Below are 25,164 nucleotides of genomic sequence, written 5' to 3' on the forward strand. Positions count from 1 at the left end.
GCTTGGAACCATGCCAACTAAGCAGAATGTCTTGAATCTTGTCGGCCTGATCAAGCAAACGCGCAGATACCGGTGAGGCCATTTCGAGCGTGCCGTCTGTCACCATTGCGATCATCAAGCCAATCGGAAACAGGGCGTCCGCGACCGCCTCAGGCGACGGTGCAAGAGATCCATCCATCTGGAACCACAGGGTGCGGGGAGTCTCGCCTGGTGCTTCCACCGCAACCTCGACCCGAATCTGGGAGCCGATTGTGAACTGACTTGCCGGGCTGAGATGAACCATATCGAAACGATAGCAGGATCAACGAGACCTCAAGTTCGAGTGCTACGTGAGACGGGGAGGCTAGACGAGCAAGCTCATCTTCCGAAAAATTCGACCGCTGATACAACGGTTGAAATGCTCGGCATTGCCCGATCGTAGGTGAAGCAAGGGCCCTAGAGTAGCGCAGTATTCCGAATGCCTCGCGAGCCAATCTGCTAGCTGAGCTCGCTACCGTTATCTCGCTGACGTGGCGTCAGCGAGATAACGGTCGCGTATTACTAGGACTTTTCCTTCTCGTCGGCGGCCATCTTGTTGTAGTGGAACGTTGAGTGTTTTTGGTATTCCTCGTAGGTCCGCCGGAGCTTTCTCTGCATCTTTCCTCGGTAGTCAGCAGCGCTGGTGCCTTCGTAGCGTGGTAGCTTCCTCCGAAGTTCCGCGTAGGAATAGGGGGCGCGTGTGCTGCGCGGAGCGAAGACATCTTTCAAGCCAGTAAACAGGGTTGTGTAGACGCTTGCTAGGAAGTCCTCGTTCTTAGTGACCCCGTCGCTCATCGCATCTTCTAGTGCGGATACGACCTCTGCCGCATTCCAATGCTGATGGCTGAGAGCACGGTGCCCGTATCCGACCGACTTGTAGAAATCGGGGACTTTGAAGTTCCATGACAAACCAATGGAAGGGATCGCATACGCGAACGAGGTGATGCTCGCGTGTAAGCGATAGGCGATGACACCATCGCTTGCGCTGAGCTCGTTGATCAGTTCCTCAGGGGAGTTCACGTTGAAAGCGACGTTGCGCAGCGGGATGCTCTCTGCGCGAACCATCGCGTCAAGGAATACCTCATCAGTAAAATGACCGGTCGTGAACAGCTTGTAGTCATAACCGCGCTCAGTGAGCAGCTCGATCACGTCGATCCAGAACTTGCGCTGATCCGCCTCAGAGAATTCGATCTGATTATCTTTGAAAAGCCTTGAACGAGTGACAACGAGGCCAATGCGCTTCTTCGGGGACCGCCCTGTTGGTGATCCAACTGCTCGGACCTTGTCAAAGATGACGTCAGCAAACACCGCGGGATCAGAGACGTGAGCTACGCGAACGTTTGTCCCTTCAACGTATTTCTGCAGTGAATCGAAATCGTCACGTGTCGTGATCTGACGAACACAGGGCAGTGCAAGGGCGTCCTTAAGCTGCAGAGACTTGGCGTTACTAGGGTCGAAGGGTTCGACACCGATGCTCGAGAAAAGAACCGGAACACCAAATTCCTGAGCTATTTCTAAGGTCTTGATCGTGCGGAGGTAAAAGCTTTGATAGGCATAATTGAACAAAGGTGCTCCGCCGAAGATCACGACGTCTGATTTAGATATTGCCTTCCGGGCACCCTTGAGCAACGTAGGGTCTCCCGTCTGCATGTACTTTCTGCTAATGATTCCTGCAGCGCGGGTTGCGATCGTGTATCCGGCTGCGGGCACTCCGAGGTTTTTCATTGCTGCTTTGATCAAGCTGATTACTGTAGCTTCAATAATCTGATCGCCGGTGTTGTCTGAATCGCGATTCGTTAGTACAAGGATTCTCAACTGCGATTTCGAACGCCCTCCGGGTAATAGCTTCCGAAGCCGCCGATATATCTTTCCGAGGATGCGCCTGCCTTTCCTAAACGCGCGTCTCGCGAACGACGGGGGCGCATCTTTCGACTTCTCGCTGTGTTGACTCAATCTCCGGCCTCTTTCCACTTCTTGGTCGCCGGATTCGGCAACGCCTTGAGACTATCAAAGCTAAGGAGTTCCATCATTCTCTCGAAAACCTCAGTCCAGAGTTTTGCGAAAGCGTGCCATTGCCATGGCTGAGAGTTTGCGAGGACAATCCCGGATTTTCACGTAGACGACTGAGACCGAGCTTGCCTGTGGCCACCGTCGTGTCGCGCGGTCAGCGTGCTTTCGTTAGGCTGCGCCGTGCTTTAGCAACCGCTCGACGCCCGAACGACCACGCTCGGCGGACTAGATCCTGTTTGGTGCCTCGCTCGCTGTCAAGCTTGCTCCAACGTGCGGTCATTATTACGACAGCGATGCGGTTGACAGGGAGATGCGGGATCTGGGCGCTGTCCGCAAGCACAGCTTTCCGGGCTTCCAGGCCTGAGCCTTCAGCATCGCCCACGACGATGGAGCCGTCGTCGAGATACCAGAACCAGCGGTTATCCACGCGAAAGCGCATCGTCCAACCATCAAACGCGTAGCGTGACGAGCGGAACCGGTTGCTTTCGACCGCGCTTGAGCCGTCGTTGAGGTAACGCGCCCCCTTGCGCGTGTACGCAAGGGCCCCGCTGGCGAGGCGGTCGGTAACTAGTCCGCTCTTGGAGGCCCTGTGCGGCAGAGAGATGAGACTATTTTCGTAAGGTCCGCTGTGGAAACGCACGGGGTATTTGAGTCGACGTCGAGCCTTGTCGTAGCGGGAGTGGTCGATGACCGGCGTCGAGGCAACTCTCTGTTTAGCGTTCCCAATCGCATCCAAAATGAAAGTGCTGGAGTGCTTGCGCTTTTCGTCAAGAATCTTATTAACGGCAACGTAATCGATTGCCTCAGATAACTTGTTGACATCGTCGTTGGGCGAAAATTGGCGACTGCTCAAATCAAAAGTTGCCAGAAAATTAGGTACCTTCTGACCATTACGGCTACCGACAAAGAAGGTCTTCTCATACAACACTGCGAAGCAGCAGCCATGGAAGGAGTTTGTGAATATAGCATCGGCGTGCTCGATATAACCAAGCCATTCTTCGATGCCAACACTGTAGCGCGTGATGTGTTTCACGTCCGGGTCGATCACTTTTCCCTCGCGACTTGGGTGATCTGACAGCTCCACGATCGTGAGGTCGTGCAATTTGGCGTATTCGACGGCCTTATCGACGGTGTCGGTTGCACTCTCCATCACGTAGTAAAGAACCAAGTAGCGCTCTTCGGGCGGCTTAACCGAAACTTCTTGCCAGAACTTCTTGTCGTGCAACATCACAGGGTCGAGCACAAGCGGAGCGGAGAGATCGGACTCCCGCTCAATGTACTCGCTGAAGTCCTGCTCACGAACACTGATCGAGTCGATGTCTTGGAGATAGCCAAAGAACTGCTTCTTGTGCTTCTTGTCGAAATCGGGGGACGCGCCTCGGCTGGCAGCGTAGGCGATTTTCGGCTTCCCCTCCAAAGCCTTGCTGCCCAAGAGAAAGCCACGGTCGAAGCCAATACGGGGAAACGCTTGCCAGATTACGTCGGTGACGCAGATGTAAGCGTCGAACCCGGGATCCTCGATTTCCAGTAAGTCTGAATCGTATACATTCTTGGTAAATACGAGATTCTTGGCAATAAACTTTTCAAATTTGTCGTAGCGCTGCTCGCGCTCGGCGTAAACGCTTCTATAGCTCTCTTCTAGCTCAGACCACTTCGCGATTGCCTTTTGCCTGGCTGCGGCCTCCTGGCGTGTTTTAGGCTTTCGCAAAAGCGCCTCACGGTGTTTTTGCTCGGCGTAATCGGCAGGATGCCGGAGGTTGAAGTTGTTGAAGTAAGCAGGTTGGTAGTCGAGGATCGTAGAGTCGTGGCCATTCTCGGAAAGAAACTTCTGAAACGCGAATACGTGCGCGTTACACGCGAAGTTCAGATACTTTGCGTACCGGTTAATTCCGATTATTCCGATTTTCAACTCTGTGATTCCCTAGCTTTTGTGTCGTGTCGCCTTGTCGAGTAGGTGCCAGCCTACGGTATTCGGCTCGAAAAGAGATCGGCAGTGCGCGGGTGCTGTGCAGGTTGGCTACCGTCCGATTTGGTCGCGCTCGAGGAGGTCAAAGAAGGTGCGGCAGAGGTAGTAATCCTCCGCAGTTGTGATCTTGATATTCGAGCGTGGCCCGTTGACGCGGTAGAGGGTGTGTCCGTAGCGGCGCAGAAGGCTGGCGGTGTCAATGGAGTCGTTCTCGCCTTCGGCGAGGGCGCGGTCGTAGATCTCCATTGCGGCGTCCAGACGCAGACTCTGCGGGGCCTGGGCGAGGTAGAGGAAGTCCCGAGGGAGCACTTCTTCGATAGTTTCCCCTTCGGAAGAGATCACAGTCTCGTTCACCTTGGTGCAGGTGATCGCGGCGCCACGTTCACGCACGGTGCGAATGTTGTCGCTGATGAGCTCGGCGTTGATGAGGGGGCGCACACCGTCGTGGAGAAGTACGACGGCGTCGTCGGTGGCGTCGTTCGCGATGGCGCGCAATGCCTTGTGGCGTGACTCTTGGCCGGTCGGGCCGCCTTCGACGATCCAGTTCACTTTGGTGAGTCCGTGGCGGGAGACCAACTGTGCGAAGCGATCACGCCATTCGGGCAGGATCGACACGGCAATGCGATCGATCTCGGGATGGTCCTGGAAGTGCATGATCGTGTGCACGATCAAGGGCTTGCCGTGAATTTCGAGAAACTGTTTCGGGAGAGATGCTGATGTCATGCGCGAGCCGATACCGCCCGCAAAGATCACTGCAATATTCAAAGTTCTTCGTCCTTCTGCTGCGACTGAGATGTAAGTGTGGCTGAACTCGATGCATGGAGTTCGCCTGCCGAATCTGAGTTTTTGAATGGCGTGGTGCGTGGATCGTTCAGAATTAGCCAGTCGATTACGCGATCAGCTGCCCCAGTGTCGATTCTGTCAAAGTTCTGCTCTCGAAAGCGTGTGACTTTCGACTGCTCATAGTCATTCGAAGTGATCGCATCGATGAGAGCATCGAATGTCGTGCATACCCGGCCAGGGGCCGTTTCGTAGTAGTCACGGTGGAATCCATGAACAGCCGAATAGTTGACCTCGTCGGGAGCGAAGAACAACATAGGGCGGTCGAGTAAGGAGAACTCATAAATTATTGACGAGTAATCCGTGATCAGTAGATCCGTTACATGTAGGAGGCTGAGTCCGTCTTTGAAACGGGTGAAGTCGAAGAAGCGATCTTTGTACTGCGTCGGAATGGGAACTTCATCTTTCACAAAGTGATGCATGCGGAATAGTACGACTGTATCGGGGCCACACGCCTTGTACAGTGCATCAAAATCGATGAGGTCGTAGTCGTAGAACGCATTGTTGATGCTTCGACCGCGGTAAGTGGGGGCGAAAAGAACAATCCGTTTGTTCCGAAACTCAGGGCGCTCGGCGTAGAAACCTTCTACAAACTTGCCAGTGCGCTCTTCGTCGAGGAAGCCGTCTACCCGGGGCAGACCAGTCGGGATGACGGCACTTTCCTCGATTCCGAATACTTCGGCGTACACCGGCACGAGGTGCCGCGACCCCGTAATTGCGAAGGTGTATTGGCGATGTGCATCCCACAGATTGGGGGATCCTGACATTCCGAAGCGGCTGTATCCCACAGACTTGAACCCGCTACCCGCATGCCAGAGCTGAATGATTCGCTTGCGCGGGTCGATCTTGAGTCCTCGCAACATAGCGAAGTAATCGTCGAGGAGCACGATCTCGCTGGTAGCGATCAGGTACAGGATGTGAATTGTCGTGGGCCAACGTGTGGTTTGGGGGAGACGGAACGATGTGCGGAAATCGAACTTCTTGTCGAGACCTTTCTCGACCATTCGGTCATGAACCCGGAGAAGGTTTCCCTCCATACCGCCTCGCTGATCGGATGCAAAAAGTACTCGTCCAGGCTTTTGTCCTACGAAACGAGTGAGGAAACTATAGATCCAGCGAGCGTAGTGGAACTTTGCGGTCTTGCCGACAACACGTTCACGCAACCGTTTGGGGGATAACGGATGCGAAGTTCGCAGGGGCGTTCGTGAAAATTTGAAAACTCGCATGAGGAAATCGAGCCCGCTACCGCTGTCGGCAATGCCGTAGGAAACGGTGAGTGAAGAGCGATTCGCGTCAAAGAGGAACACCCGCGATGCGGCATCAAGTTCGCTCAGCCGTGCACCGTCGAACGAAGCGATGGGGCCGCGTTCGCCATCGAGAAGAGCGTAGACGCGCCAAGTTCCGTCAGGAATCGTGTCGCGTCCACCGAAAGCCGTGATGTTGAGGTGCAAGGCGTAGGCTCCGTTGCCAACTGAGACGGCAGGTACGGGTAACGTACGCAGGCTGTCGACGAGTTGGAACGTGATTACTGGCTCGGTGTGCGGCACTGCGGAATCACCGAGGGGAGAAAGTAGAACCTGAATTGTCATTTCGGCTCGCGCCCACTCCACGTTAGTGACCGCTAACACGTGGGTTGGATCCGGAACGGGAGCTTCATCAACTGCGTTTGCTGAGCCAAGCATTAACGTGCCGCCCTTTCTTCGTGCCAGGCGATGGTGCGATCCAGTCCAGCCGAGAGTCCCACGTGCGGAGTCCACCCTAGGGCGCGGAGTCGAGAATCATCGAGGCCCTGCCCCTGAATAGGGTTGTACTTCGAGATGTCGACTTGCTCGCTATATCGAACCTGTAATTCATGATGCGGGCGTGCAGCGGTGAAGGCATGCGCGAGGTCGCGGATGCTGATGAAGCCATCGCGATCGGAGATGTTGTAAGCAGTGTTTTCTCCCAGTAGGAGAGCGCTGAACATCCCCGCTACGGCATCCGCTAAGTAAGTGTAGGTGCGGCGAGCGCTGCCATCGCTGTTCAGCGTGATGTCCCGGTGAGCGATCACATCAGCGGCGAAGTCAGCCTGGACTCGCCCGTCATCCAAAGCCATGCCGGGTCCGAAGATGTGTCCGAAGCGGGCAATGGTAATAGGAACCTTGTACTGCGCGTGATAGCTCACTGCGATGGTTTCGGCTGCACGCTTGCCTTCGGTGTAGCAAGCCCGAGGGTTCAAAATATCGACGGCGCCGTACGAGTCTTCCGAAACGAGATTGGCGTCGTCAGGCCGCTGTCCGTAGACCTCTGCCGAGGACATCAGCACAAAATGAGCGCCGTCTGAAGCCACACAGGCGTCCAGCAGGTTGAAGGCTCCTTGGACGTTTGCGCGAATCGTGTCAACGGGGCTATTCGAATGCAGCGCTGGGCGGGCTGGCGATGCACCGTGAACGATGAGATCGACCGGCTCGTCGAGAACGAATGCCGTTGCTACATCCTGTTCGATTAGAGCAAAGTCGGGACGGTCCACGACATCGCCGAGAATTGCACGAGCTTTGGCGCCGTTGCGAACCAAACCTCGAACGTTGATGCCAGCGTTCTGGGTATCGTTCAAAGCGAGCAATACGTAAACAACATAGGAGGGAATCATCCCGCTCGCACCAGAGACAAGAACTGTCTTGCCGAAGAGCGAATTCCAGGGCAGGGCGGAGGCGAGAATTTCATGAATATCGTGTGCGACAACTGAGTTTCCCACTTCGTTGATGCCGTAAGTCTTCTCAGAGTTCATCTCGCAATGTTACGTCAGCGCGCGCCTGCGTGAAGAATCCTAGGGTCTTACGGAGGAGCATCACAGGTTTCGAGTTACGGGGGTATTCGCCGAGGCAATCAGTGGTGGTTTTTGGGAGTTCGTCGCGAGCGTTCAGCGAGTCGCTTCTCGGGCTTCGTCTGATGATGTGCGAACTGCCAAATGGGCGAGGGGTCTTCGCTTGCGATGCGAACATCGAGATATTCGCAGTTTTCGCACCACTAAGAACTCTGCGTTTGCCGGGTGCTTGAGCCAAGCATCAACCATTCGCGCATCGAACTCAGCCAAAAGAAGGCAAACTAGGGGACACAATGATTCTTCCTTCACCTCTCGCTACGGTCATCCAACGTGCTGTCTTTCCCCAACAGAATGTCGAGGAGCTGCTGCCCCTTTATGTGGATGCTCCAGAGTCAAACTCGGTCGAGTTGGTCGGGCGCCACTCCGTGCGAGTGCGTGCAGGGCACACCGTGTCTTTGGCGACTTATTTCAATGGTTTCCCTGCAGGGTATTGGCAACACTGGACCACCGTTCAATCAGTGACCGCTCGATTGTCTGCTTCTGGCAATGGCGCCGTGAGGATGATGCGGTCGGACGATAGCGGTGAGGCGCGCGTAGTCGAGACACGCTCACTGCGCGATGAGAGCAGCTACAGCTTCGAGTTGTCGCTTGCACCGTTCGTGAACGGAGGCTGGTACTGGATCGACATCGTCGCCGATAGTGACGTTCTTCTGTCAGATCTCGTATGGTCTGTGACCGACGCCCCCGTCACAGAAGGCAAAGTCTCACTCGGTATTACCACGTTCAACAAGCCCGACTACTGCGTCGAGACGCTCAAGTCACTGGCATCGAGCAGCGGTGTACTCCCAGCAATCGACAAGATCTTCATCGTGGATCAGGGCACCAAAAGAGTCATGGAGCAGGCCGGCTATGATGACGTCGCTGCAGCGCTTGGTGAGCAGCTGAAGATAGTGCACCAGCCCAATTTGGGCGGTTCCGGTGGCTTCGCCCGGGGAATGATCGAGACTCTCGACCGCGAAGATTCCGCCTTCGTCATGTTGCTTGACGATGATGTTGAGCTCGAACCCGAAAGCATATTACGTGCCGTATGGTTTGCCCGCTACTGCGTGAGCCCCACGATCGTTGGCGGGCACATGCTCGATCTGGGCAAGCGCTCCGTGCTGCATGCGTTCGCCGAAGTGGTCGACCGAGGAACATTCATGTGGGGGCCGGCTGATCGCAACCACGAACGACACGATTTCGCCCAGAGCAGTCTTCGAGACACTCCGTGGCTGCACCAAAGGCAAGACGGCGATTTCAACGGATGGTGGATGTGCCTCATCCCTAGCCAGATCATCCGAGAGATTGGGCTTTCGCTGCCTGTCTTTATCAAATGGGACGATGCTGAATATGGTCTCCGTGCACAGTCGGCAGGCTTCCCAACCGTTTCGTTGCCAGGCGCCGCGCTGTGGCACGTGTCATGGGTCGATAAAGACGACACTATTGACTGGCAGGCTTACTTCCATGCTCGCAACCGTCTCATTGTTGCTCTCCTGCACTCGTCAGATTCCTCCGGGGCAGGCCTGCTCCGAGAGTATCGAAAACTTGATATTAAGCACTTGATCTCGTTTCAGTACTACCCGGCCACGTTGCGCAATCAAGCATTCAAGGATGTGCTGGCCGGGCCAGAGAAGCTGCACGATCTCATGCCGACGGCACTGCAGAACTTGCGCACGCAGGCCGCTGACTTCGCCGAAATGCAGCACTACTCGGCTGATACACGCCCGCGAAGCCGCGACGGAAAGCAGTCGTACCCTGCTAGCGCAGCGGCTCCGGTCGGAAACATCGGGCTCGCTCTGTTTACGGCAAAGGCCCTCGTGCGCCATTGGTTCCGAAAGACGCCCGAAGACCTCCATACGCGACCCCACGTCGAACTGGGAAAGCGCGATGCAACGTGGTGGCGCATTCCGCTGCTCGATAGTGTGCTGGTCGATACTGCAGACGGCAGCGCGGCATCCTGGTACGTGCGAGATCGCGCTACCTTCCGCGCGCTGCTCGTGGAGAGTTTCAAGCTCAATCGGCAGCTCTCGCGGGAGTGGAAATCGCTACGAAAGCAATACCGAGAACACGCTGCAAGCCTGACTTCGGTCGAAGCATGGTCCCGAACCATCGAACGCTAATACGGAAGCGTTGACACGCGTGTGCGAGTCTGCACGGCGTGAGATGCCTACGCCGAACCGATAACGCGATAGATGGTGTTCGGCCACTGGGTCGCCGAACTGACCCGACGTCCATCAATGAACGTGCGGATGCCCGGAAGCTGTTCCTCGGTCAGAGTGCGGTACTCGGCATGGTCGGCCTGCACTACGACGGCGTCGACAGACTCGCCCCAGTGGAACGGCGCAAAGCCGAGCGCACCAAGTTCGTCGTCGGTGTAGAGCGGGTCTTGCACGCTCACGACGGCTCCACGGGCTTCGAGAGCGGCGACAGTCGGGAATACGCCCGAGAACGCCGTCTCTTTTACGCCGCCGCGGTACGCGGCACCCAGTACCGCGACGCGCTGGCCCGTGAGGTCTCCATGGGCGCCCTCGAGCATCCCGACCGCATATTCGGGCATACCCGCGTTCGCCTCACGAGCGGCGCGCACAACAGTCGCGTCAGGGTCGTTCCAGAGGTACAGGCGTGGGTAGACCGGAATGCAGTGTCCGCCAACCGCAATTCCGGGCTGGTGGATGTGGCTGAACGGTTGCGAATTTGTGGCCTCGATGACCTGATAGATATCGATACCCGTCTTGTCCGCAAACCGAGCGAACTGATTGGCGAGGCCGATGTTTACATCGCGGTAGGTGGTCTCAGCGAGCTTAGCGAGCTCGGATGCTTCGGCTGATCCGAGATCCCAGACGCCGTTGGGGCGCACGAGGTCGGGGCGCTCGTCGAAGTCGAGAACAGCGTTGTAGAAGTCGGTGGCGCGAGCCGCGCCCTCGTCAGAGAGCCCGCCTATGAGCTTCGGGTACTTGCGGAGGTCTTCAAACACGCGACCCGTCAGCACTCGCTCGGGCGAGAACACCAGGTGGAAGTCGGTGCCCTCCGTGAGGCCAGAAACTTCTTCGAGCAGCGGTTTCCAACGCGTGCGCGTCGTGCCGACCGGCAGCGTGGTCTCGTAGGAGACGAGAGTGCCAGGAGTGAGATGTTCGCCGAGCGAGCGGGTCGCGACATCCATCCATCCAAAGTCGGGGTTGGCGTCATTGTCGACGAAGAGTGGAACGACCAGCACTACTGCATCAGCGCCGGGGATCGCGTCGGCATAGTCCGTGGTCGCGCGCAGCTTGCCTGACGGTACTAGTTCGCTCAGGTGCTCTTGCAGGTGGGCTTCACCGGGGAACGGCTCGATGCCCTTGTTGATGAGATCGACAAAGCTCGCGTTGATGTCTACTCCCACGACTTCGTGGCCCTTTGAAGCGAATTGAACGGCCAAAGGGAGGCCAATTTTACCGAGGGCAACTACCGCAATTTTCACGAAACCGAGTCCTTAGAGTTGTGTGACGCAACGCTTACGCGCAGTCAAGTCTAAAGCGCGACGGCTACGGACGTTGGCGGTCGGCCAGCCGCGTATAGCGGCGCCTGTCTGCTGTTCGGCAGGTGCGAAGCGGTACTCTTGGGGCGAGCGTAATTCAGCAAACATACTCCGTGAAAGGTCTCGCATGACCCTCGAGTTCATTCCAGCCTTCGAGCCAGTCGTCGGCACTGAGGTCGTCGTTCCGTCGTCGACCGTTGTGGCGTCGCAGGTGCCATTTGCGCTCGCGCACCTGTCGCTCGGCGAGGAAGACCTTGAGCGCAGCATGGACGCTGGCGCCGAATATGTGACCGCTGGTGCGTAAGAACTTTATGGTGAATGTGATCCGCAACCTCCGGGCACGAGCAGCCCAGGGCCTCACAATGATGAAGCTCGCGCAGCGCGGCGTCGGCAAACCTGGCACGGCCCCCACTGGTGATCAGGGAGAGCGTGTGCTCATCGGGCCCGCGAACAGTGCCGGACAGGGGTATCAGTGGGCGCGTTCGTTTGAGCGGGCCAAACCTGACGTGCGGGCGACGAGCATGCAGCTCATTGCCGATGACGCATTCAAGTTCCCCGTCGATCTCCCAGCCCACGCTGGCTATGCGGCATTCTCGCGCTCGTGGCAGCGCGCCCAGTTCGAAGCGCTCACGCAGTATCGCGCTGTGCTTATTGAATCGAACCGCGGGGTCGCGGGCCGCCTTTATAACTCGGCGGCGGGTCAAGCTCAGGCGCTCACGGCTCGTGGCGTGCAAGTGGGTCTTATCTTCCACGGCTCCGACATCCGCGATCCCGATCGGCATCTGGCCGTCGAACCCGACTCCTACTTCGCATCTAGCCCAGAATTCGCGGAGACGATGCGCGGTGTTACCCGTCGTAGCCAAGAGCTGATTGCCGCGACTGGGGCTCCAGTCTTTGTCTCGACGGTCGATTTACTGAGCGATGTTCCTCACGCGACGTGGTTGCCGACGGTTGTCGACCCGCCCCTGTGGGCGGGGGGCCAGATCCCGCTCAGTCACGGCGGGGTGCCTCAAGTCGTGCACGTGCCCTCTAAGTCATTCATCAAAGGAACTGAACTCATCGAAGAGAGTATGCGCGAGCTGCACGAGCTGGGGCTCATCCGATACCAGAGTGTGAGCGGGGTTCCACACTCAGAGATGCCAGAACTCTATCGATCGGCGGACATCGTTCTCGATCAGTTCCGTGGCGGTCCCTACGGTGTCGCGGCCTGCGAGGCGATGGCCGCCGGGCGCATCGTTGTCTCTCACGTGCCGCACCGCGATCGAGTCGCGGAGCTTACCGGCGAAGAACTTCCTATAATCGAGGCCTCAGCAGCAGCGCTGCGCGAGACGATCCTCCGTATAATCGCAGAGCCCGCCGAGGCGCTCGAGCGCGCGGCGGCCGGACCGGGGTTCGTTACTCGAATCCACAACGGGGACAAGAGCGGCCGTGTGCTCGCGGTGTGGGTCGATGGAGTCGAGGGGGGAGCACGATGAGGAATCTGTGGCGCACACTCAATGAGCTGTTCACAGTGCTGCCGGCGGGTGCCAAACCGTACTATGTCTGGTACTCAATAGCGACTAGTCTGCTCGCAATCCTCGACATCATCGCGCTCACGCTCATCATGCTCGTGGTCACTCCGTTGGTGACCGGCGGCGCAGTCGTTCTTCCGGTGCTCGGAGAGGTGCCTGATTCTGCAACCGTGTGGATCATCGCAGTCATCTGTCTACTCTTCATTCTGAAGGGCGTGTTCGCGGTCGTGCTGCACTGGTACGCGACGCGCCGCTTCGCCCGGTATGAACTTCAGGTCGGCGACGAGCTATTTCAGGGATACACGCGCGCGAGTTGGCTAAAGCGCTCGCAATTGAGTACCGCCGAGGTGACGCGCATCGTCGACAGTTCGATGGCTAATACCAACCTCGGGTTCATCTTGCCGCTTGCCCAGGTACCAGGCAACGCACTCACCTTCGTTGCGGTGCTCGGCGTTCTCGTCTTCGCCCAGCCGTTGACTGCGCTCATCGCCTTCGTATATCTCTCGTTGATCGCGGTATTCATGCTGTTCGTTGTGACTCGTCGATCTCAAGCGGCAGGGCGCGACAACCGCGGTTACGCCTACAAGGTTGCGACTGTCATGACAGAGATGGTCGAAGCGCTCAAAGAGGTCGTGCTCCGCGACAAGCTCGAAGAGGTCGGCAGGGTCGTCTCGAAGAACCGCAAGGTTGCGACCCGCGCGCGGGCAAACATTTCGTTCCTCGGCATCGTCCCGAAGTATGTGTTCGAGTCCGCGCTCATCGGCGGGTTCCTCATCGTGGGGGGCAGTGCCTACCTCGTCGGTGGAGGAGGGGCGAACGGCACGGCGCAGGCTGTGGTCGCGATCTCGTTATTCGCCGCGACGGGCTTCCGTATGATCCCAGCCATGAACCAGGTGCAGGCGAGCTTCACCGCCGCATCCGCGAATGAGGTGTACGCACGTGATGTGATCCGGGAGCTCACGGATCTGCGCGGCGACAGCACGGCGCAGGAACAGCGCGCCGACACCGCCAAGCTTTCGGTGGCACCGCAGAAACTCGCGCTAGAGAACGTGTGTTTTAGATATCCGGGCGCCGATGCCGATGTGCTCAAAAATGTCTCGTTCACTGTGCCATTCGGCTCGAGCCTCGCCATCGTGGGCCCTTCAGGATCAGGCAAATCGACCCTCATCGATATTCTGCTCGGGCTAAGCGTTCCTACAAGCGGATCGATGTGGATTGACGACGAGCAACTGAACACTGTCATGCGACAGTGGCGGCAACGGGTCGGGTACGTTCCGCAGCGCGTCGCGCTCTTCGACGCGTCGATCGCCCAGAACGTGGCCCTTACGTGGGAAGACGACTACGATTCCGACCGGGTTACCGCCGCGCTCGCACGCGCGCACCTCGAGGAGCTCGCCAGCCGCGGTGCAGGAATCGAGGAGCGGATCGGTGAACGCGGCTCGTCGATATCGGGTGGCCAGCAGCAACGGCTCGGCATTGCGCGAGCTCTGTACTCCGATCCATTGGTTATCGTGATGGATGAGGCGACGAGTGCTCTCGACACGGCGACCGAGAACCGCGTGACTGAGTCGATGCGCGAGCTGCAGGGCGAAGTTACCTTCATCACTGTTGCGCACAGGCTCGCGACAATCCGCGAATACGACCGCATCTGCTACCTCGATCAGGGCGAAATCTTGGGCAGTGGCACGTTCGAGGAGGTCGTCGCGCAGGTTCCCGAATTCCGGCTGCAGGCAGAGCTAGCTGGACTACTATGAGCGCACGGCCGACGCTACTCATCCTTTCGTTCACCGAGTTCGTAAACGATGCTCGTGTGAAGAAACAGGCGCTGATGTTCGCCGAGCACTACGACGTCGTCACCTGTGGGTACGGTAAAGCTGTCCGCGAGGACATCGAGCACATCAGGCTTGATCCTGCGGTGTCCACCTTTTCGAAGTACCGTGAAGCTGTATTCGTGCGGTTGCGGATGTATGCGGCGGCGTTCGCGGGCGACGAGCGGTGCAAGAACGCGATAGCGAAACTCCGCGGGCGTCGCTTCGATGCTGTGCTCGCGAATGAACTCGAGACCTTGCCGGTCGCTTACTCGATGGTCGGTCCCTCCAAGGTGCTGCTTGATTTGCACGAGTACTATCCGGGGCTGCACGACGATATACCGGTGTGGGTGAAAGTGCGTCAGCCTTACCAAGAGTGGGTGCTCTCAAACCAGGCCACGCGTGCGGCAGCGGCCACCACAGTCTCCGGGACGATCGCGAAATGCTATCGCGAGCGCTTCGGTATTGATTGTGGCGTCGTGCATAATGCTGCACCGTACCGTGCTGATCTCGCGCCAGCCCCGGTCGGCGATCCGATTCGTCTCGTGCACGCCGGCGTTACCGCGCGGAATCGTCGGCCCGAGGTGATGATGGACGCCGTCGCTCAGTCGTCCACAAATGTCACGCTCGATCTGTATCTCACTCAGCAGGAGACTCCGTTCGGCCGCGAGCTGCAGGCCCGCGCTGCCCAACTCGGCGAACGTGTTACCTTGCACCCGCCGGTGCCGCACGATGAACTCATCGATATATTGCACCGCTATGACGCGGGGCTGCACATACTGCCTCCGACTAACACGAACATCAGGCTCGCGTTGCCGAACAAGTTTTTCGATTCCGTGCAGGCGCGCCTGGGCATGGTTATCGGGCCCACCGTCGATATGGAGCGTCTGCTGCAGGAGTACGATCTCGGCGTAGCAGCCGCAGGCTTCGACGTTGCAGACATCGTTGCGGTGCTCGACAAGCTCGAGCGGGGTGAGGTCGCTCGCTGGAAATCGAACGCTCACGCCGGTGCCAAGGAGCTGAGTTCGGAAGCTCAGCAGGCCGGATGGCTCGACGCGGTGCGGGGCCTCTTGGGGTAGAGCCTGCACCGGACGTCTCAGGTCCGGCAGGCCCGAGGGCTCAGAGGTACCAACAGCGGTAGCGGAACGATCCCCTGATGTGGCCCCAGTTGTAGCCGAAGGTCGAAGCGGCGGTGAGGCGCTTCTCGCTGCCCGGCCGTGACGCAAGGGCGCGCAGCGACGCTACGCCGAGCATGATCGGCGCGAGATAGGAGCTCCGGCGCGGCATACCGGCACCGCGGTGCTTGGCATAAAGCTGTGCTTTGCCCGTGCCATATGAGGTCTGCTGTCGCCGAATATCGGCGGGTGTCGTACGCGCGAAGTACTTGAAGCGTGCGGCTTCAGTAAAATCGATCGAGTATCCTGCCAGCTGCATTCGCCAGAACAGGTCGGTGTCCTCCGCCGCCCCGGAGAACGCCTCGTCAAACCCGCCTACAGTATCGAACGCTTCGCGCGCGAAGCCAGCCTGCCCGCCGCCGAGCGAGATCATTCCTGGCCACGTGGAGTCGGTGAGCGAGGAAATTTCGCGAATGATCGCCCCCGATTCCCTACAGTGCACGATGACGCAGCCAGTGATCTTTGAACCCTTCTTGCCAGAGTGGTAGAAGCCCTCGGCCCACCCCGGCTGTACCTCATCGTCCGCACCGCACAACATGATGAAGTCGCCCGTGCTCGCCCGCACGCCGTCGTTTTGCGCAAAGACCGCGCCCTGAGCGCGGTCCGCCGAGACTTCACGCACCCGGTCGTCTGTGGCGGCGAACTCCGCGATAATCTCCGAGGTTCGGTCGGTCGACATGTTATTTGACACGATAATCTCGTGCAGGAACTCGCGCGGCTGTGAGGTGAGTGCGCGTAGTTGCCGGGGGAGGGTGTCCTCCCCGTTGAAACACGGAACGACCGCGGATAGTGTGAGGTCGGTGCTCATGCGGTTGCTCCATTTGCGACGTCGAGGATCGCGTCCGCGGCGCGTTCCGCGGCCGCCCGCATCGATACGTGTTCGTCGGCCCAGGCGGCAAGTCGTTCGCGAGATGCGGGAGGTGCCGGTGCATCCGCAATCTCACGCATCGCCGCCGCGATGGCCGCGGGATCGTAGGCAACCGGCGCTCCCGCGTGCACCTCGGTGTTGACCCGCGCCAGGAACGCGGCGGTCGGGCCTGGGCCCGCAAAGATCACTGGACATCCGCTCGCCAATGATGAGTATGTTTTCGTCGCGAATGCGAACTCGTATCCGCCGCCTGGCAGTAGCGTCGCGAGCGATGCCGTTGCTGCGCTGAGCTGCGCGTTGAGTTCAGAAGGCGGGACGGGATCGGCGAACTCAACTGCGTCGGCGATGCCAAGCTGATCGGCACGCTCGCGGATCGATTCGAGCTCGCTGCCGTGACCCACAAAACGGAGCGTGAACCCGGGATGCGAGGTGAGAAACTCGGCGAACGCGTCGGCGAGCACGATGGCCCCGTGCCAGGCTGAGTAACTCCCCGCGTAGAGGAATAGGGGCTTCGAGGGTGCGGGGGAGTAATGAAACTGCGAGGTATCTGCGCCGCGGCCCGTTGTCGTTATGGGGGTAGTGACTCCCCAAGCGACGATGCGCTCCTTCACCTCGTCGGAGACGGTGACGATGCGCTGTGCGCCGCTGAGCGCCCGGCGTTCGAGCTCTTCGAGTGTGCGAAGTACGAGAGACGAGCTCGTTGCGTGTCCAGCAGCGAAGGACCAGAGATCAGCGGCGTCGTACACGTAGGGGATGCGGCGCAGCCAGCACGCCAGACGCACCATCACTCCGGTCGTTGGGGGTGGCTCGACGAGCACTGCGGATGGACGTTTAGTGAAGAGGAGTCGGAAGAAAACCGGGATGTCGAAGCTCATGTACTGCAGATAACCGCGCACATAACCTGTGCGATCACGGAGCACCGGGAACGTGCGAATGCGCTCGGCTCGCTCCGGCATCGCGTAGCCGCGCGGCGGGGCGGCGGTGAGTACGGTGACCTCGTGATTGCGTGAACTCAATTCATCGGCGACAGCGCTGAGAAAGAACGACGCCGCCGACGGCTCGGGGAGGTAGATCCGCGACACGACGACTAGATGCAACCGTACTCCTCATGAAAAATACTGTCGGCCGGCGGACCGATTCAGACAATTCTAACCGGTGAGCCTTCCCTGTTCGCGCTAAACTCGCACCGTGACGAGCTCCGCGAAACAGATCCTTTGCATCTCGTTCAGCCCTATCGAACGGGATGCTCGAGTGCTGCGGCAGATTCATCTGCTCTCGCAACTTGGGGAGGTGACTACCGTCGGTTTCGGGGAGACCCCTGTCGGCGCGACGCGGCATGTACAAGTGCCCGACGGGCTTACGACTCTGCCTCAGACCCTGCTGGGAGTAGCGAAGCTCGCCGTCCACGCGCATAAGGCCGCCGAGTGCTCGTCGCCTGCCGCTCAATGGGCGCTCGCGCACGCGGCTCTGCTCGACGCTCCCGAAGGCGGCTGGGACCTCGTCGTTGCGAACGATGCTCGGGTACTCGATCTCGGATTCCGACTCGCGGGCACTGCGCCAGTGTGGGCAGATTTGCACGAGTGGGCGCCCGAGGAACGCACACACATCACTTCGTGGCGGCTGCTCGTTGCGCCGTTCATGGTGCATCTCTGCCAGACCTACCTGCACCGGGCCGCGCTCGTCACCACTGTTTCTCACGGAATCGTCGAACTCTATCGAGAACGTTTCGGAGTGGACGCCAAGCTCATGACGAATGCGGGCCCCTTTATGGAGCTGCCAGTGCAGGCAAGCCGAGACGACCGTATTCGGTGTGTGCACAGCGGTGCAGCGATCGGCGGTCGCGGCCTCGAAACAATGATCCTCGCGTTTTGTAAACTCCCTGAGCGCTTCAGTCTTGATCTGTACCTCGTGTCGGCCGCCGACGGAGGTGCGCACCTCGCGGAACTTCGAGCAATTGCCGAGGGGGTGGATCGCATCCGCTTCCACGATCCGGTGCGCCCCGACGAACTCCCCGCCACGCTCTCGGCCTACGATCTCGGAATCTTTTGGATTCCACCGACCCACACGAATGCGCGGCTCACGCTGCCGAACAAGTTTTTCGATTATGTGCAGGCGCGCATCGGCATGGCGATCGGGCCAAGTGAGGAGATGGTTCGAGAGCTTGAGAATTATGGTCTTGGCATCGTGAGTAAGTCCTTCGATGTGCACGATCTCGTAGCGTCAATGGAATCGCTCACTGTGGAACAAGTGAACCGCTACAAGCACGCGGCTGCAGCGGCGGCCCTGCCGTTGAGCTTCGATGTGCAGACAGCATTCGTACGCAGTGCGTTGGAGGACATGCTCGCGGACTAGCAGGGTAGAGCTTCGCGGTCCTTGGCGTACGCGAGGCGAGCGTGTGCGCGGACGCCAGGGTGGCGGCGCTTAGCGACCGCCGTCAGGATAAACACGCTCCGGTTGCGCGCACGATCAAAGGCTCGATACTGCGTATCGGCTCCGCCAACATAGTGGTCAAAGCCCCCGTGAATCGAGTTTGCGCGACACAGAATGTGCGAAACTAGCTGCATGGCGCAAACGTGGGTTGTTGTTCCGATGTATAACGAAGCAAGCGTCATTGCGTCCGTGATTAAGGAACTGAGAAAATCGCTTCCTCATGTGGTCTGTGTTGACGACTGCTCTACCGACGACTCCGCAGCGCAAGCTCGATCGGCTGGCGCCATCGTGGTGCAGCATCCGATCAATCTTGGTCAGGGCGCGAGTTTGCAGACCGGTTTTGAATTCGTTCGTTTGATTCCGGAGATGACGGAAGTCGTTACCTTCGACGCCGATGGCCAGCATCAGGTTCAGGATGCGCTTGACATGGTGCAACGCCTGCGCGATGAGAAGCTCGACATCGTCATCGGGTCGCGTTTTCTCGACAATCGCACCGACATGAGCGGCCTGAAAAGGTTTGTTCTTCGTCTGGCTACGGGCTACACCAGAATCACGACCGGAATGGCGCTCACCGACGCGCACAACGGACTGAGGGTCATCTCACGCGACATGATCTTCAAGCTTCAGCTGCGACAGAACCGCATGGCGCACGCGTCAGAACTCGTCGATCAAATCAGTCTGCACAAAGCGACGTGGGCCGAGCACCCCACGCACATCGTTTACACCGAGTACTCCAAAAGCAAGGGGCAGTCGGTGCTTAACGCCATCAATATCCTCGTCGAAATTATCTTCAAGTAGGGCATCGTGACCATCATCTTTCAGATCCTTGCGATCATTGCCGTTATCGTCGTCGCGATCGTTATGTTGCGTGGCGGGGGAGCACGCAATCAAGCGATCCAACGGATCTTCATGTTGCTGTTCATCGTGGCGGCAGGATCATCCATCTTCGTTCCTCAAGTGTGGACGTTCGCCGCGCGTCTGCTCGGCGTCGGTCGAGGAACCGACCTGTTGCTCTACATCACCGTGCTGGCTTTCTTGGGCGTCGCGGCAACGACGTACCGCCGTTTTCGTCGTCTCGAAAATGACCTCACAGCGATGGCTCGGCAGGTCGCGTTGGCGCGCGCCGATAACCAGCAGAATTCGTCAGAGGTTCCCGAGCCTCCGGCGGCCGACGGCGACAAGTAGCGCCGCCTAGAGGCCCCGCAGCATTCCGCGGGGCCATCGACCGGCCATCAAACCGGTGGGAGAGAAGCTAGATCGTTGAGAGACGATGCTCGAGGCCATCCGCAACAAACTTCTCAGCTGTGGCGACTACTGCGGCACCCTGTGCCAGCGTCACAATCGCACTCGTGTCCCCTGACAGCACTGCATCGCGGAACGCTTCGTGCTCAGCACGAAGCGGTTCCTTCTTATCGAGAGCAAAACGAGTAACGTCGCCTTCGCTCACTCCGCGGAACTGAGAAATGTCATCCCACTGGTGATGGCGAACGCCATTTTCGAAGTAGGTCAGATCGGCCGTGAGCGTATCGGCGACGAGAGAGCCATGTTCCCCCGTGATTATCGTCGTGCGCTCTTTGAAGGGCGTAAGCCAGTTGACCGTGTGGCTAACAATGGTGCCTTTGCTGAGCGTGCCAACGGCCAGAACCATGTCTTCGTGCTCGCGACCACTGCGGAACGTGGTGCGTGCATTTATCGAGACGTATTCCTGCTGAGTAACCCAGGCGGTCAGATCGATGTCGTGGGTGGCGAGATCTTTGATGACGCCCACGTCAGCAATGCGGCCGGGAAATGGTCCTTGGCGACGAGTCGTCACCTGGTAAATCTCACCGAGCAATCCGTCTTGGATCCGCTGGCGCGCCGACTGGAGTGCAGGGTTGTAGCGCTCAATGTGGCCAACACCGCCGACCAGGCCGGCCTCGTCAAAGAGATCGCGCAATTCGAATGCTGCTTCAGAGGTGGATGCAACAGGTTTCTCGATCAGCGCGTGAATGCCGCGGCTTGCGAGCATCGTGCCGATCTCCAAGTGGTAAATCGTGGGCGCCGCGACGACGCAGTAATCGAAGCCCATGTCGAGGAAAGTGTCGAGATCGCGAACCACGGGCTTGCCTTCGATGTGCGACGGCACGGCATCCGAGGGGTCATAAACACCCTTGAATTCGACGCCCTCAAGCTCATTGAGAACACGGCTGTGGTGGCGCCCCATGACGCCGAGTCCGAGTACACCTGCGCGAAGCGTCATTAGCTGCCTGCCTTTGCTACGTCATTGACGGCATTCACGATCGTTTCGCGTTCCGCTTCGGTAAGGGATGGGTACACGGGCAATGACAAAGCTTGAGTGGCGACTTCGGCCGTCACCGGAAGGTCGAGATCGAGCTTGAACGAGGGCAGCTGGTGGATGGGGGTGGGGTAGTACACCCCGGTGCCTACGCCGCGTTCGGCAAGAGCCGCAGCGAAAGCGTCGCGATCCTGATCGACTACCCGAATCGTGTACTGGTGATAAACGTGTACGGAGCCAGCGGCGACCGGAGGTGTGATGACGCCACTGAGATGCTCGTCGAAAAACGCGGCGTTGGCTTGACGTTGTGCGGTCCAGCCGGCCAGCTTGGTCAGCTGTACGCGGCCAATCGACGCGTGAATGTCTGTCATGCGGGTATTGAATCCCACGACTTCGTTCTCGTAACGACGTTCCATTCCCTGATTGCGAAGCAATCGTGCAACCCGGGCGAGCTCATCGGAAGATGTTGTGATCATGCCACCTTCGCCGGAGGTCATATTCTTCGTCGGGTAGAAGGAGAACGAGCCAGCAATTCCCCATTTACCGACCGGAATGCCGTTGACCGACGCCGCGTGCGCTTGGGCTGCGTCTTCAAAGACCAAGAGATCGTGTGTGGCGGCGATTGCGCTCAGTTCAACCATGAGTGCCGGATGCCCGTAGAGATGCACCGGCATAATCGCTTTCGTTCGCGACGTAATGGCGGCTTCAACCGCGGCGGGATCCATCGAGAAGTAATCCCGCTCGATGTCAACGAACACGGGAGTGGCACCCGCGAGCGCAACGGCGTTGGCGGTTGCCGCAAAGCTGAACGACGGGACGATTACTTCGTCGCCAGCACCGATTCCGGCCGCGACAAACGCCATGTGCAACGCAGACGTACCCGAATTGACTGCAACGCACTGCGCTCCGCCAACGATCGCCGAAAACTCAGTCTCAAAGGCAGAGACTTCCGGACCCTGCGCGAGCATGCCAGAACTCATCACACGGTCAACGGCATCGCGTTCGTCTTGGCCGATTTGGGGCCTAGCTGCGGGGATCACGAATCTTGCACCTCAATCAGAAGGTCGGTAGCGGTTTCTTGATAGCGGGCGCCGGTAACCGGGCACTCCCACAGGCTTGGTGAAATTTCAGTGAGCGGATGCCCGGACGTACCCACCCAGCCGATGCGGCGAGCGGGACTGCCGACCACCAACGCAAACTCTGGAACATCTTTGACGACTACTGAGCCTGCGCCGACGAGCGCCCAACGGCCGATCACGAGTGGTGCGATGCACGTGCTGTTGGCACCAATTGACGCCCCCTCGCGAATATCGACGCCGACCGGTTTCCAATCATGAGCCGATTTGGCAGAACCATCAGCGTTGATTGCGCGAGGAAAATGGTCGTTGGTAAGCACAACGGCCGGCCCGATGAACACGCCGCGACCCAATTTGGCCGGTTCATAGACCAGTGCGTAATTCTGAATTTTGCAATTGTCGCCGACTTCGACTCCGCTGCCCACGTAGGCTCCGCGGCCAATCACGCAGTTCTCGCCAACCGATGCATTTTCTCGGACTTGTGCGTAGTGCCAAACCCGCGCCGTTGCGGCGATGGAAGCGTTGTCAGCGACATCGGCGGTGTCGTGCTGCAGGGGGTTCACTTGGTGCATTCACACTCCAGAGAATTAGTCGTGGGGAACACGCCAATCCTATTCGTTTGCTCTTTCAATGGAGTACCTCTTCGGCGATCGCCACCGCGGGTACTTCGAGCGCAGGGGACGCTCGTGTATGTCCGTAATTATCGAGGCTGAATCGCCACTGTTCGGTGGCTACTTCGGCAATGATGTCGTGACCGAGCTTTCTGAACTGCACACCCTTGGAGTGGCCGTCGCTTTACTCTCGCACGGAGCAGATCTGCGCGGACCAGGCTTGTACGCCTCTCACGTCCCAGCTTCGCCGTTCAAAGACGCTTGAAGCGACGCTTCTTGAGATCTGTGCTGATCGTGAAAAGTTCATCAAGTACGCTGCTCTGGGGCGGGATTCGTGCACTGACTTCACGATCGGCGGGCGTTTCTTAGCTAGCGCATGTGTGGGGCGAAGTGCGGCGCCACGCGCCGTGCCACTCAAAGTGGGTCTTCACATTCTTCCCATTAGACATATCCTGTAACAACGCGTGTTTGCTTGGGGGATTGCAGAATGCACACTTTTTTGACGGCCAGAGCCGGAATTTACCGAGTCGCGGCTATCGCCGCGGCTGTAGCCATGCTGGCGACAGGTGCTGTCGTTTCAGCTCCGGCGACCGCTGCTTATGCCATCAGCGGCAGCGAGTTTGACCCGGGAAACATCATTAGCGACGATGAGTTCTACGACGGTTCCGCGATGACTCAGAGTGAAATTCAGGCATTCTTGAACGCGAATTCTGGTGCGCTCAAGACGCTGCGCCAAGACGTCGAGACTCGTGCGAAAGAAATCTCGCAGACCACCGGAAACTTGATCTGTAACGAGATTAAGGGCGGAGACAACCTCCTAGCTTCGACGATCATTTATCGGGCACAGGTCGCGTGCGGAATCAGCGCGAAAGTCATTTTGGTGACTTTGCAAAAAGAGCAAGGGCTGATCACTAACCCCAACCCCACCTCGTGGAACATCAACAATGCGCTTGGCTATGGTTGCCCCGACGACACCGGTTGCTCCGAGGATGCGCAAGGCTTCGGCTTTCAGGTGTTCACGGGAACCCGTCAATTCAAGGCCTATAAGGCCGCTAACTTCGCCAAGCAACCTGGCACCTTCAGCATCGCCTACTACCCGGGTAACAACACCTGCGGCAGTAAGACAGTAAAGATTTCTAACTACGCCACCGCGGCCCTCTACAACTACACGCCGTACGTACCCAACGCCGCAGCGTTAGCCAATCTTGGCGGTGTCGGCGATGAGTGTTCCTCCTACGGAAACCGCAACTTCTGGTACTACTACTATTCGTGGTTCGGCAATCCCACTGACATCACGCCTGATGTTTCCGTTTCTCGGGTGAGTGGAGACGACCGGTTCGTTGTTTCAGCGGCACTCTCCGCTAAGGCGTACCCCGACTCCGGTATCGACCGCGTCTACGTCGCAACAGGAACGGACTTTCCCGATGCCTTGAGCGCGGCAGCTGCTGCGGCGCTATTCGATGGCCCCCTACTTTTGGTGGCATCGTCCAGTGTTCCGTCGAGTACCAGTGCTGAACTGAAACGACTGAAACCAGCAGAGATAGTTGTTGTCGGAGGCACGGGAGCAGTTTCGAAAACTGTCTACAACAGTCTGGCTGGTTATGCACCAAAGATCTCGCGTATTTCCGGTGATGATCGGTACGAATCCTCGCGGCTGATTGCAGAATCTGCCTTCCCCGCAGGTACGACGACGTCGGCGTATATCGCCACTGGAACGACTTTCGCTGATGCCCTTTCTGCGAGCTCCGCGGCCGCGGCCGACGGTAGCCCCGTGATTCTGGTTCCCGGCAATTCATCCAAGCTAGATTCGGCAACGAAATCGCTGCTGACGAAGCTGGGAATCACGAGCGTGAAGATTGCTGGCGGTACAGCAGCGGTCAGCAGCGGTATCGAATCGAGCCTCAAATCGTTACTGGGCTCATCCAACGTCGAGAGAATCGGCGGAAGCGACCGATTCGTTGTGTCGGCTGCAATCAATAACGCTGCGTTCGACGATGCCCATACGGTTTATCTGGCATCCGGGTACAACTTTCCTGACGCGCTCTCTGGTGCAGCGGTCGCCGGTGCGCAGTCAGTGCCGCTTTACATCGTGCAAACGACCTGTGTCCCGAAGGCAATGCTTCAAGACATCGTGGATCTCGGGGCGACCAAAGTCGTGCTTCTCGGAGGCACCAGTGCGTTGACTAGTAAAGTCGCAAAACTCACCACCTGCTAACTCCT

The 25,164-nt window shown here is 58.5% G+C and carries 22 protein-coding genes; 10 read left to right on the forward strand and 12 right to left on the reverse strand.

Annotated features, from left to right (window positions below; all coding sequences use genetic code 11):
- The 6 genes from I6E74_RS05160 to I6E74_RS05185 form a co-directional block, all read right to left on the reverse strand.
- Positions 1-283, reverse strand: a 283-nt coding sequence (locus I6E74_RS05160; protein WP_197123681.1) for a hypothetical protein, incomplete at its 3' end; no start/stop codon positions are given.
- Between the two features lie 257 nt (positions 284-540).
- Positions 541-1,989 carry a polysaccharide pyruvyl transferase family protein gene (locus I6E74_RS05165; protein WP_374221047.1) on the reverse strand — a complete coding sequence of 483 codons (1,449 nt, stop codon included), beginning with the start codon at positions 1,987-1,989 and terminating at the stop codon, positions 541-543.
- A gap of 193 nt (positions 1,990-2,182) precedes the next feature.
- Positions 2,183-3,937, reverse strand: a complete 1,755-nt coding sequence (locus I6E74_RS05170) for a polysaccharide pyruvyl transferase family protein (RefSeq protein WP_197123685.1) — start codon at positions 3,935-3,937, stop codon at positions 2,183-2,185.
- 108 nt (positions 3,938-4,045) lie between these two features.
- Positions 4,046-4,747, reverse strand: a complete 702-nt coding sequence (locus I6E74_RS05175; RefSeq protein ID WP_307784445.1) for an IspD/TarI family cytidylyltransferase — start codon at positions 4,745-4,747, stop codon at positions 4,046-4,048.
- An 8-nt stretch (positions 4,748-4,755) separates the two neighbouring features.
- Positions 4,756-6,516, reverse strand: a complete 1,761-nt coding sequence (locus I6E74_RS05180) for a CDP-glycerol glycerophosphotransferase family protein (RefSeq protein WP_197123689.1) — start codon at positions 6,514-6,516, stop codon at positions 4,756-4,758.
- Entirely contained in the window at positions 6,516-7,601 is a 1,086-nt protein-coding gene (locus I6E74_RS05185) for an NAD(P)-dependent oxidoreductase (RefSeq protein ID WP_197123691.1), read from the reverse strand. The genes I6E74_RS05180 and I6E74_RS05185 overlap by 1 nt, the downstream gene beginning before the upstream one ends.
- A gap of 329 nt (positions 7,602-7,930) precedes the next feature.
- Here I6E74_RS05185 and I6E74_RS05190 point away from each other — a divergent pair, with 329 nt between their 5' ends.
- Entirely contained in the window at positions 7,931-9,796 is a 1,866-nt protein-coding gene (locus I6E74_RS05190; RefSeq protein WP_197123693.1) for a glycosyltransferase, read from the forward strand.
- A 47-nt stretch (positions 9,797-9,843) separates the two neighbouring features.
- Here the strand turns inward: I6E74_RS05190 and I6E74_RS05195 are convergent, their stop codons facing one another.
- Positions 9,844-11,133, reverse strand: coding sequence for a nucleotide sugar dehydrogenase (locus tag I6E74_RS05195; RefSeq protein ID WP_197123695.1), 1,290 nt, complete (start codon positions 11,131-11,133; stop codon positions 9,844-9,846).
- A gap of 184 nt (positions 11,134-11,317) precedes the next feature.
- Here I6E74_RS05195 and I6E74_RS05200 point away from each other — a divergent pair, with 184 nt between their 5' ends.
- The 4 genes from I6E74_RS05200 to I6E74_RS05215 are packed head-to-tail and all read left to right on the forward strand — an operon-like array spanning position 11,318 to position 15,588.
- Positions 11,318-11,494: a hypothetical protein gene (locus I6E74_RS05200; protein WP_197123697.1), complete on the forward strand. Its 177-nt coding sequence runs from the start codon at positions 11,318-11,320 to the stop codon at positions 11,492-11,494.
- Positions 11,487-12,665, forward strand: a complete 1,179-nt coding sequence (locus I6E74_RS05205; protein ID WP_197123698.1) for a hypothetical protein — start codon at positions 11,487-11,489, stop codon at positions 12,663-12,665. The genes I6E74_RS05200 and I6E74_RS05205 overlap by 8 nt, the downstream gene beginning before the upstream one ends.
- Positions 12,662-14,455, forward strand: a complete 1,794-nt coding sequence (locus I6E74_RS05210) for an ABC transporter ATP-binding protein (RefSeq protein WP_197123700.1) — start codon at positions 12,662-12,664, stop codon at positions 14,453-14,455. The genes I6E74_RS05205 and I6E74_RS05210 overlap by 4 nt, the downstream gene beginning before the upstream one ends.
- Positions 14,452-15,588 (forward strand): glycosyltransferase family 1 protein, encoded by a 1,137-nt coding sequence (locus I6E74_RS05215; RefSeq protein ID WP_197123702.1) that lies wholly within the window; start codon positions 14,452-14,454, stop codon positions 15,586-15,588. Before I6E74_RS05210 ends, I6E74_RS05215 begins: the two co-directional genes overlap by 4 nt.
- A gap of 40 nt (positions 15,589-15,628) precedes the next feature.
- On the opposite strand, the gene I6E74_RS05220 is transcribed toward I6E74_RS05215, so the two are convergent.
- Together I6E74_RS05220 and I6E74_RS05225 are read right to left on the reverse strand one after the other, a co-directional pair.
- Positions 15,629-16,492, reverse strand: a complete 864-nt coding sequence (locus I6E74_RS05220) for a glycosyltransferase family 2 protein (RefSeq protein ID WP_197123704.1) — start codon at positions 16,490-16,492, stop codon at positions 15,629-15,631.
- The gene (locus I6E74_RS05225) at positions 16,489-17,649 is read right to left on the reverse strand and encodes a glycosyltransferase (RefSeq protein ID WP_197123706.1); all 1,161 of its coding nucleotides are present in this window, start codon (positions 17,647-17,649) and stop codon (positions 16,489-16,491) included. Before I6E74_RS05225 ends, I6E74_RS05220 begins: the two co-directional genes overlap by 4 nt.
- Positions 17,650-17,740: 91 nt before the next feature.
- Here I6E74_RS05225 and I6E74_RS05230 point away from each other — a divergent pair, with 91 nt between their 5' ends.
- The 3 genes from I6E74_RS05230 (at position 17,741) to I6E74_RS05240 (ending at position 20,167) form a co-directional block, all read left to right on the forward strand.
- A complete protein-coding gene (locus tag I6E74_RS05230) occupies positions 17,741-18,904 on the forward strand; it encodes a hypothetical protein (RefSeq protein WP_307784389.1) in 1,164 nt (387 codons plus the stop codon).
- A gap of 210 nt (positions 18,905-19,114) precedes the next feature.
- Positions 19,115-19,780, forward strand: a complete 666-nt coding sequence (locus I6E74_RS05235) for a glycosyltransferase family 2 protein (RefSeq protein WP_197123708.1) — start codon at positions 19,115-19,117, stop codon at positions 19,778-19,780.
- Positions 19,781-19,786: 6 nt separating this feature from the next.
- Entirely contained in the window at positions 19,787-20,167 is a 381-nt protein-coding gene (locus I6E74_RS05240; RefSeq protein WP_197123710.1) for a DUF2304 domain-containing protein, read from the forward strand.
- Positions 20,168-20,234: 67 nt separating this feature from the next.
- Here I6E74_RS05240 and I6E74_RS05245 read toward each other — a convergent pair whose 3' ends face one another.
- The 3 genes from I6E74_RS05245 to I6E74_RS05255 are packed head-to-tail and all read right to left on the reverse strand — an operon-like array spanning position 20,235 to position 22,905.
- On the reverse strand, positions 20,235-21,221 hold the full coding sequence (locus I6E74_RS05245; protein WP_197123712.1) for a Gfo/Idh/MocA family protein: 987 nt from the start codon (positions 21,219-21,221) through the stop codon (positions 20,235-20,237).
- The gene (locus I6E74_RS05250) at positions 21,221-22,297 is read right to left on the reverse strand and encodes a DegT/DnrJ/EryC1/StrS aminotransferase family protein (RefSeq protein WP_197123714.1); all 1,077 of its coding nucleotides are present in this window, start codon (positions 22,295-22,297) and stop codon (positions 21,221-21,223) included. Before I6E74_RS05250 ends, I6E74_RS05245 begins: the two co-directional genes overlap by 1 nt.
- On the reverse strand, positions 22,294-22,905 hold the full coding sequence (locus I6E74_RS05255; RefSeq protein ID WP_197123715.1) for an acyltransferase: 612 nt from the start codon (positions 22,903-22,905) through the stop codon (positions 22,294-22,296). Before I6E74_RS05255 ends, I6E74_RS05250 begins: the two co-directional genes overlap by 4 nt.
- Positions 22,906-23,023: 118 nt before the next feature.
- Between I6E74_RS05255 and I6E74_RS05260 the strand changes: the two genes are divergently transcribed.
- Both I6E74_RS05260 and I6E74_RS05265 read left to right on the forward strand, forming a co-directional pair.
- The gene (locus I6E74_RS05260; protein WP_197123716.1) at positions 23,024-23,209 is read left to right on the forward strand and encodes a hypothetical protein; all 186 of its coding nucleotides are present in this window, start codon (positions 23,024-23,026) and stop codon (positions 23,207-23,209) included.
- A 222-nt stretch (positions 23,210-23,431) separates the two neighbouring features.
- Positions 23,432-25,159 carry a cell wall-binding repeat-containing protein gene (locus tag I6E74_RS05265; RefSeq protein ID WP_197123717.1) on the forward strand — a complete coding sequence of 576 codons (1,728 nt, stop codon included), beginning with the start codon at positions 23,432-23,434 and terminating at the stop codon, positions 25,157-25,159.
- The last annotated feature ends 5 nt before the right edge of the window (positions 25,160-25,164 follow it).

The sequence above is a fragment of the Salinibacterium sp. SWN139 genome, assembly GCF_015864625.1.
Taxonomy (GTDB): domain Bacteria; phylum Actinomycetota; class Actinomycetes; order Actinomycetales; family Microbacteriaceae; genus Rhodoglobus.

Bases quoted from the DNA above. Each gene is read 5' to 3' on its own strand.
- I6E74_RS05185 (WP_197123691.1), bottom strand. From the start codon at position 7,601: ATGAACTCTGAGAAGACTTACGGCATCAACGAAGTGGGAAACTCAGTT.
- I6E74_RS05215 (WP_197123702.1), top strand. From the start codon at position 14,452: ATGAGCGCACGGCCGACGCTACTCATCCTTTCGTTCACCGAGTTCGTA.
- I6E74_RS05200 (WP_197123697.1), top strand. From the start codon at position 11,318: ATGACCCTCGAGTTCATTCCAGCCTTCGAGCCAGTCGTCGGCACTGAG.
- I6E74_RS05210 (WP_197123700.1), top strand. From the start codon at position 12,662: ATGAGGAATCTGTGGCGCACACTCAATGAGCTGTTCACAGTGCTGCCG.
- I6E74_RS05220 (WP_197123704.1), bottom strand. From the start codon at position 16,492: ATGAGCACCGACCTCACACTATCCGCGGTCGTTCCGTGTTTCAACGGG.
- I6E74_RS05235 (WP_197123708.1), top strand. From the start codon at position 19,115: ATGGCGCAAACGTGGGTTGTTGTTCCGATGTATAACGAAGCAAGCGTC.
- I6E74_RS05260 (WP_197123716.1), top strand. From the start codon at position 23,024: ATGTCCGTAATTATCGAGGCTGAATCGCCACTGTTCGGTGGCTACTTC.
- I6E74_RS05245 (WP_197123712.1), bottom strand. From the start codon at position 21,221: ATGACGCTTCGCGCAGGTGTACTCGGACTCGGCGTCATGGGGCGCCAC.
- I6E74_RS05255 (WP_197123715.1), bottom strand. From the start codon at position 22,905: ATGCACCAAGTGAACCCCCTGCAGCACGACACCGCCGATGTCGCTGAC.
- I6E74_RS05180 (WP_197123689.1), bottom strand. From the start codon at position 6,516: ATGCTTGGCTCAGCAAACGCAGTTGATGAAGCTCCCGTTCCGGATCCA.
- I6E74_RS05190 (WP_197123693.1), top strand. From the start codon at position 7,931: ATGATTCTTCCTTCACCTCTCGCTACGGTCATCCAACGTGCTGTCTTT.
- I6E74_RS05265 (WP_197123717.1), top strand. From the start codon at position 23,432: ATGCACACTTTTTTGACGGCCAGAGCCGGAATTTACCGAGTCGCGGCT.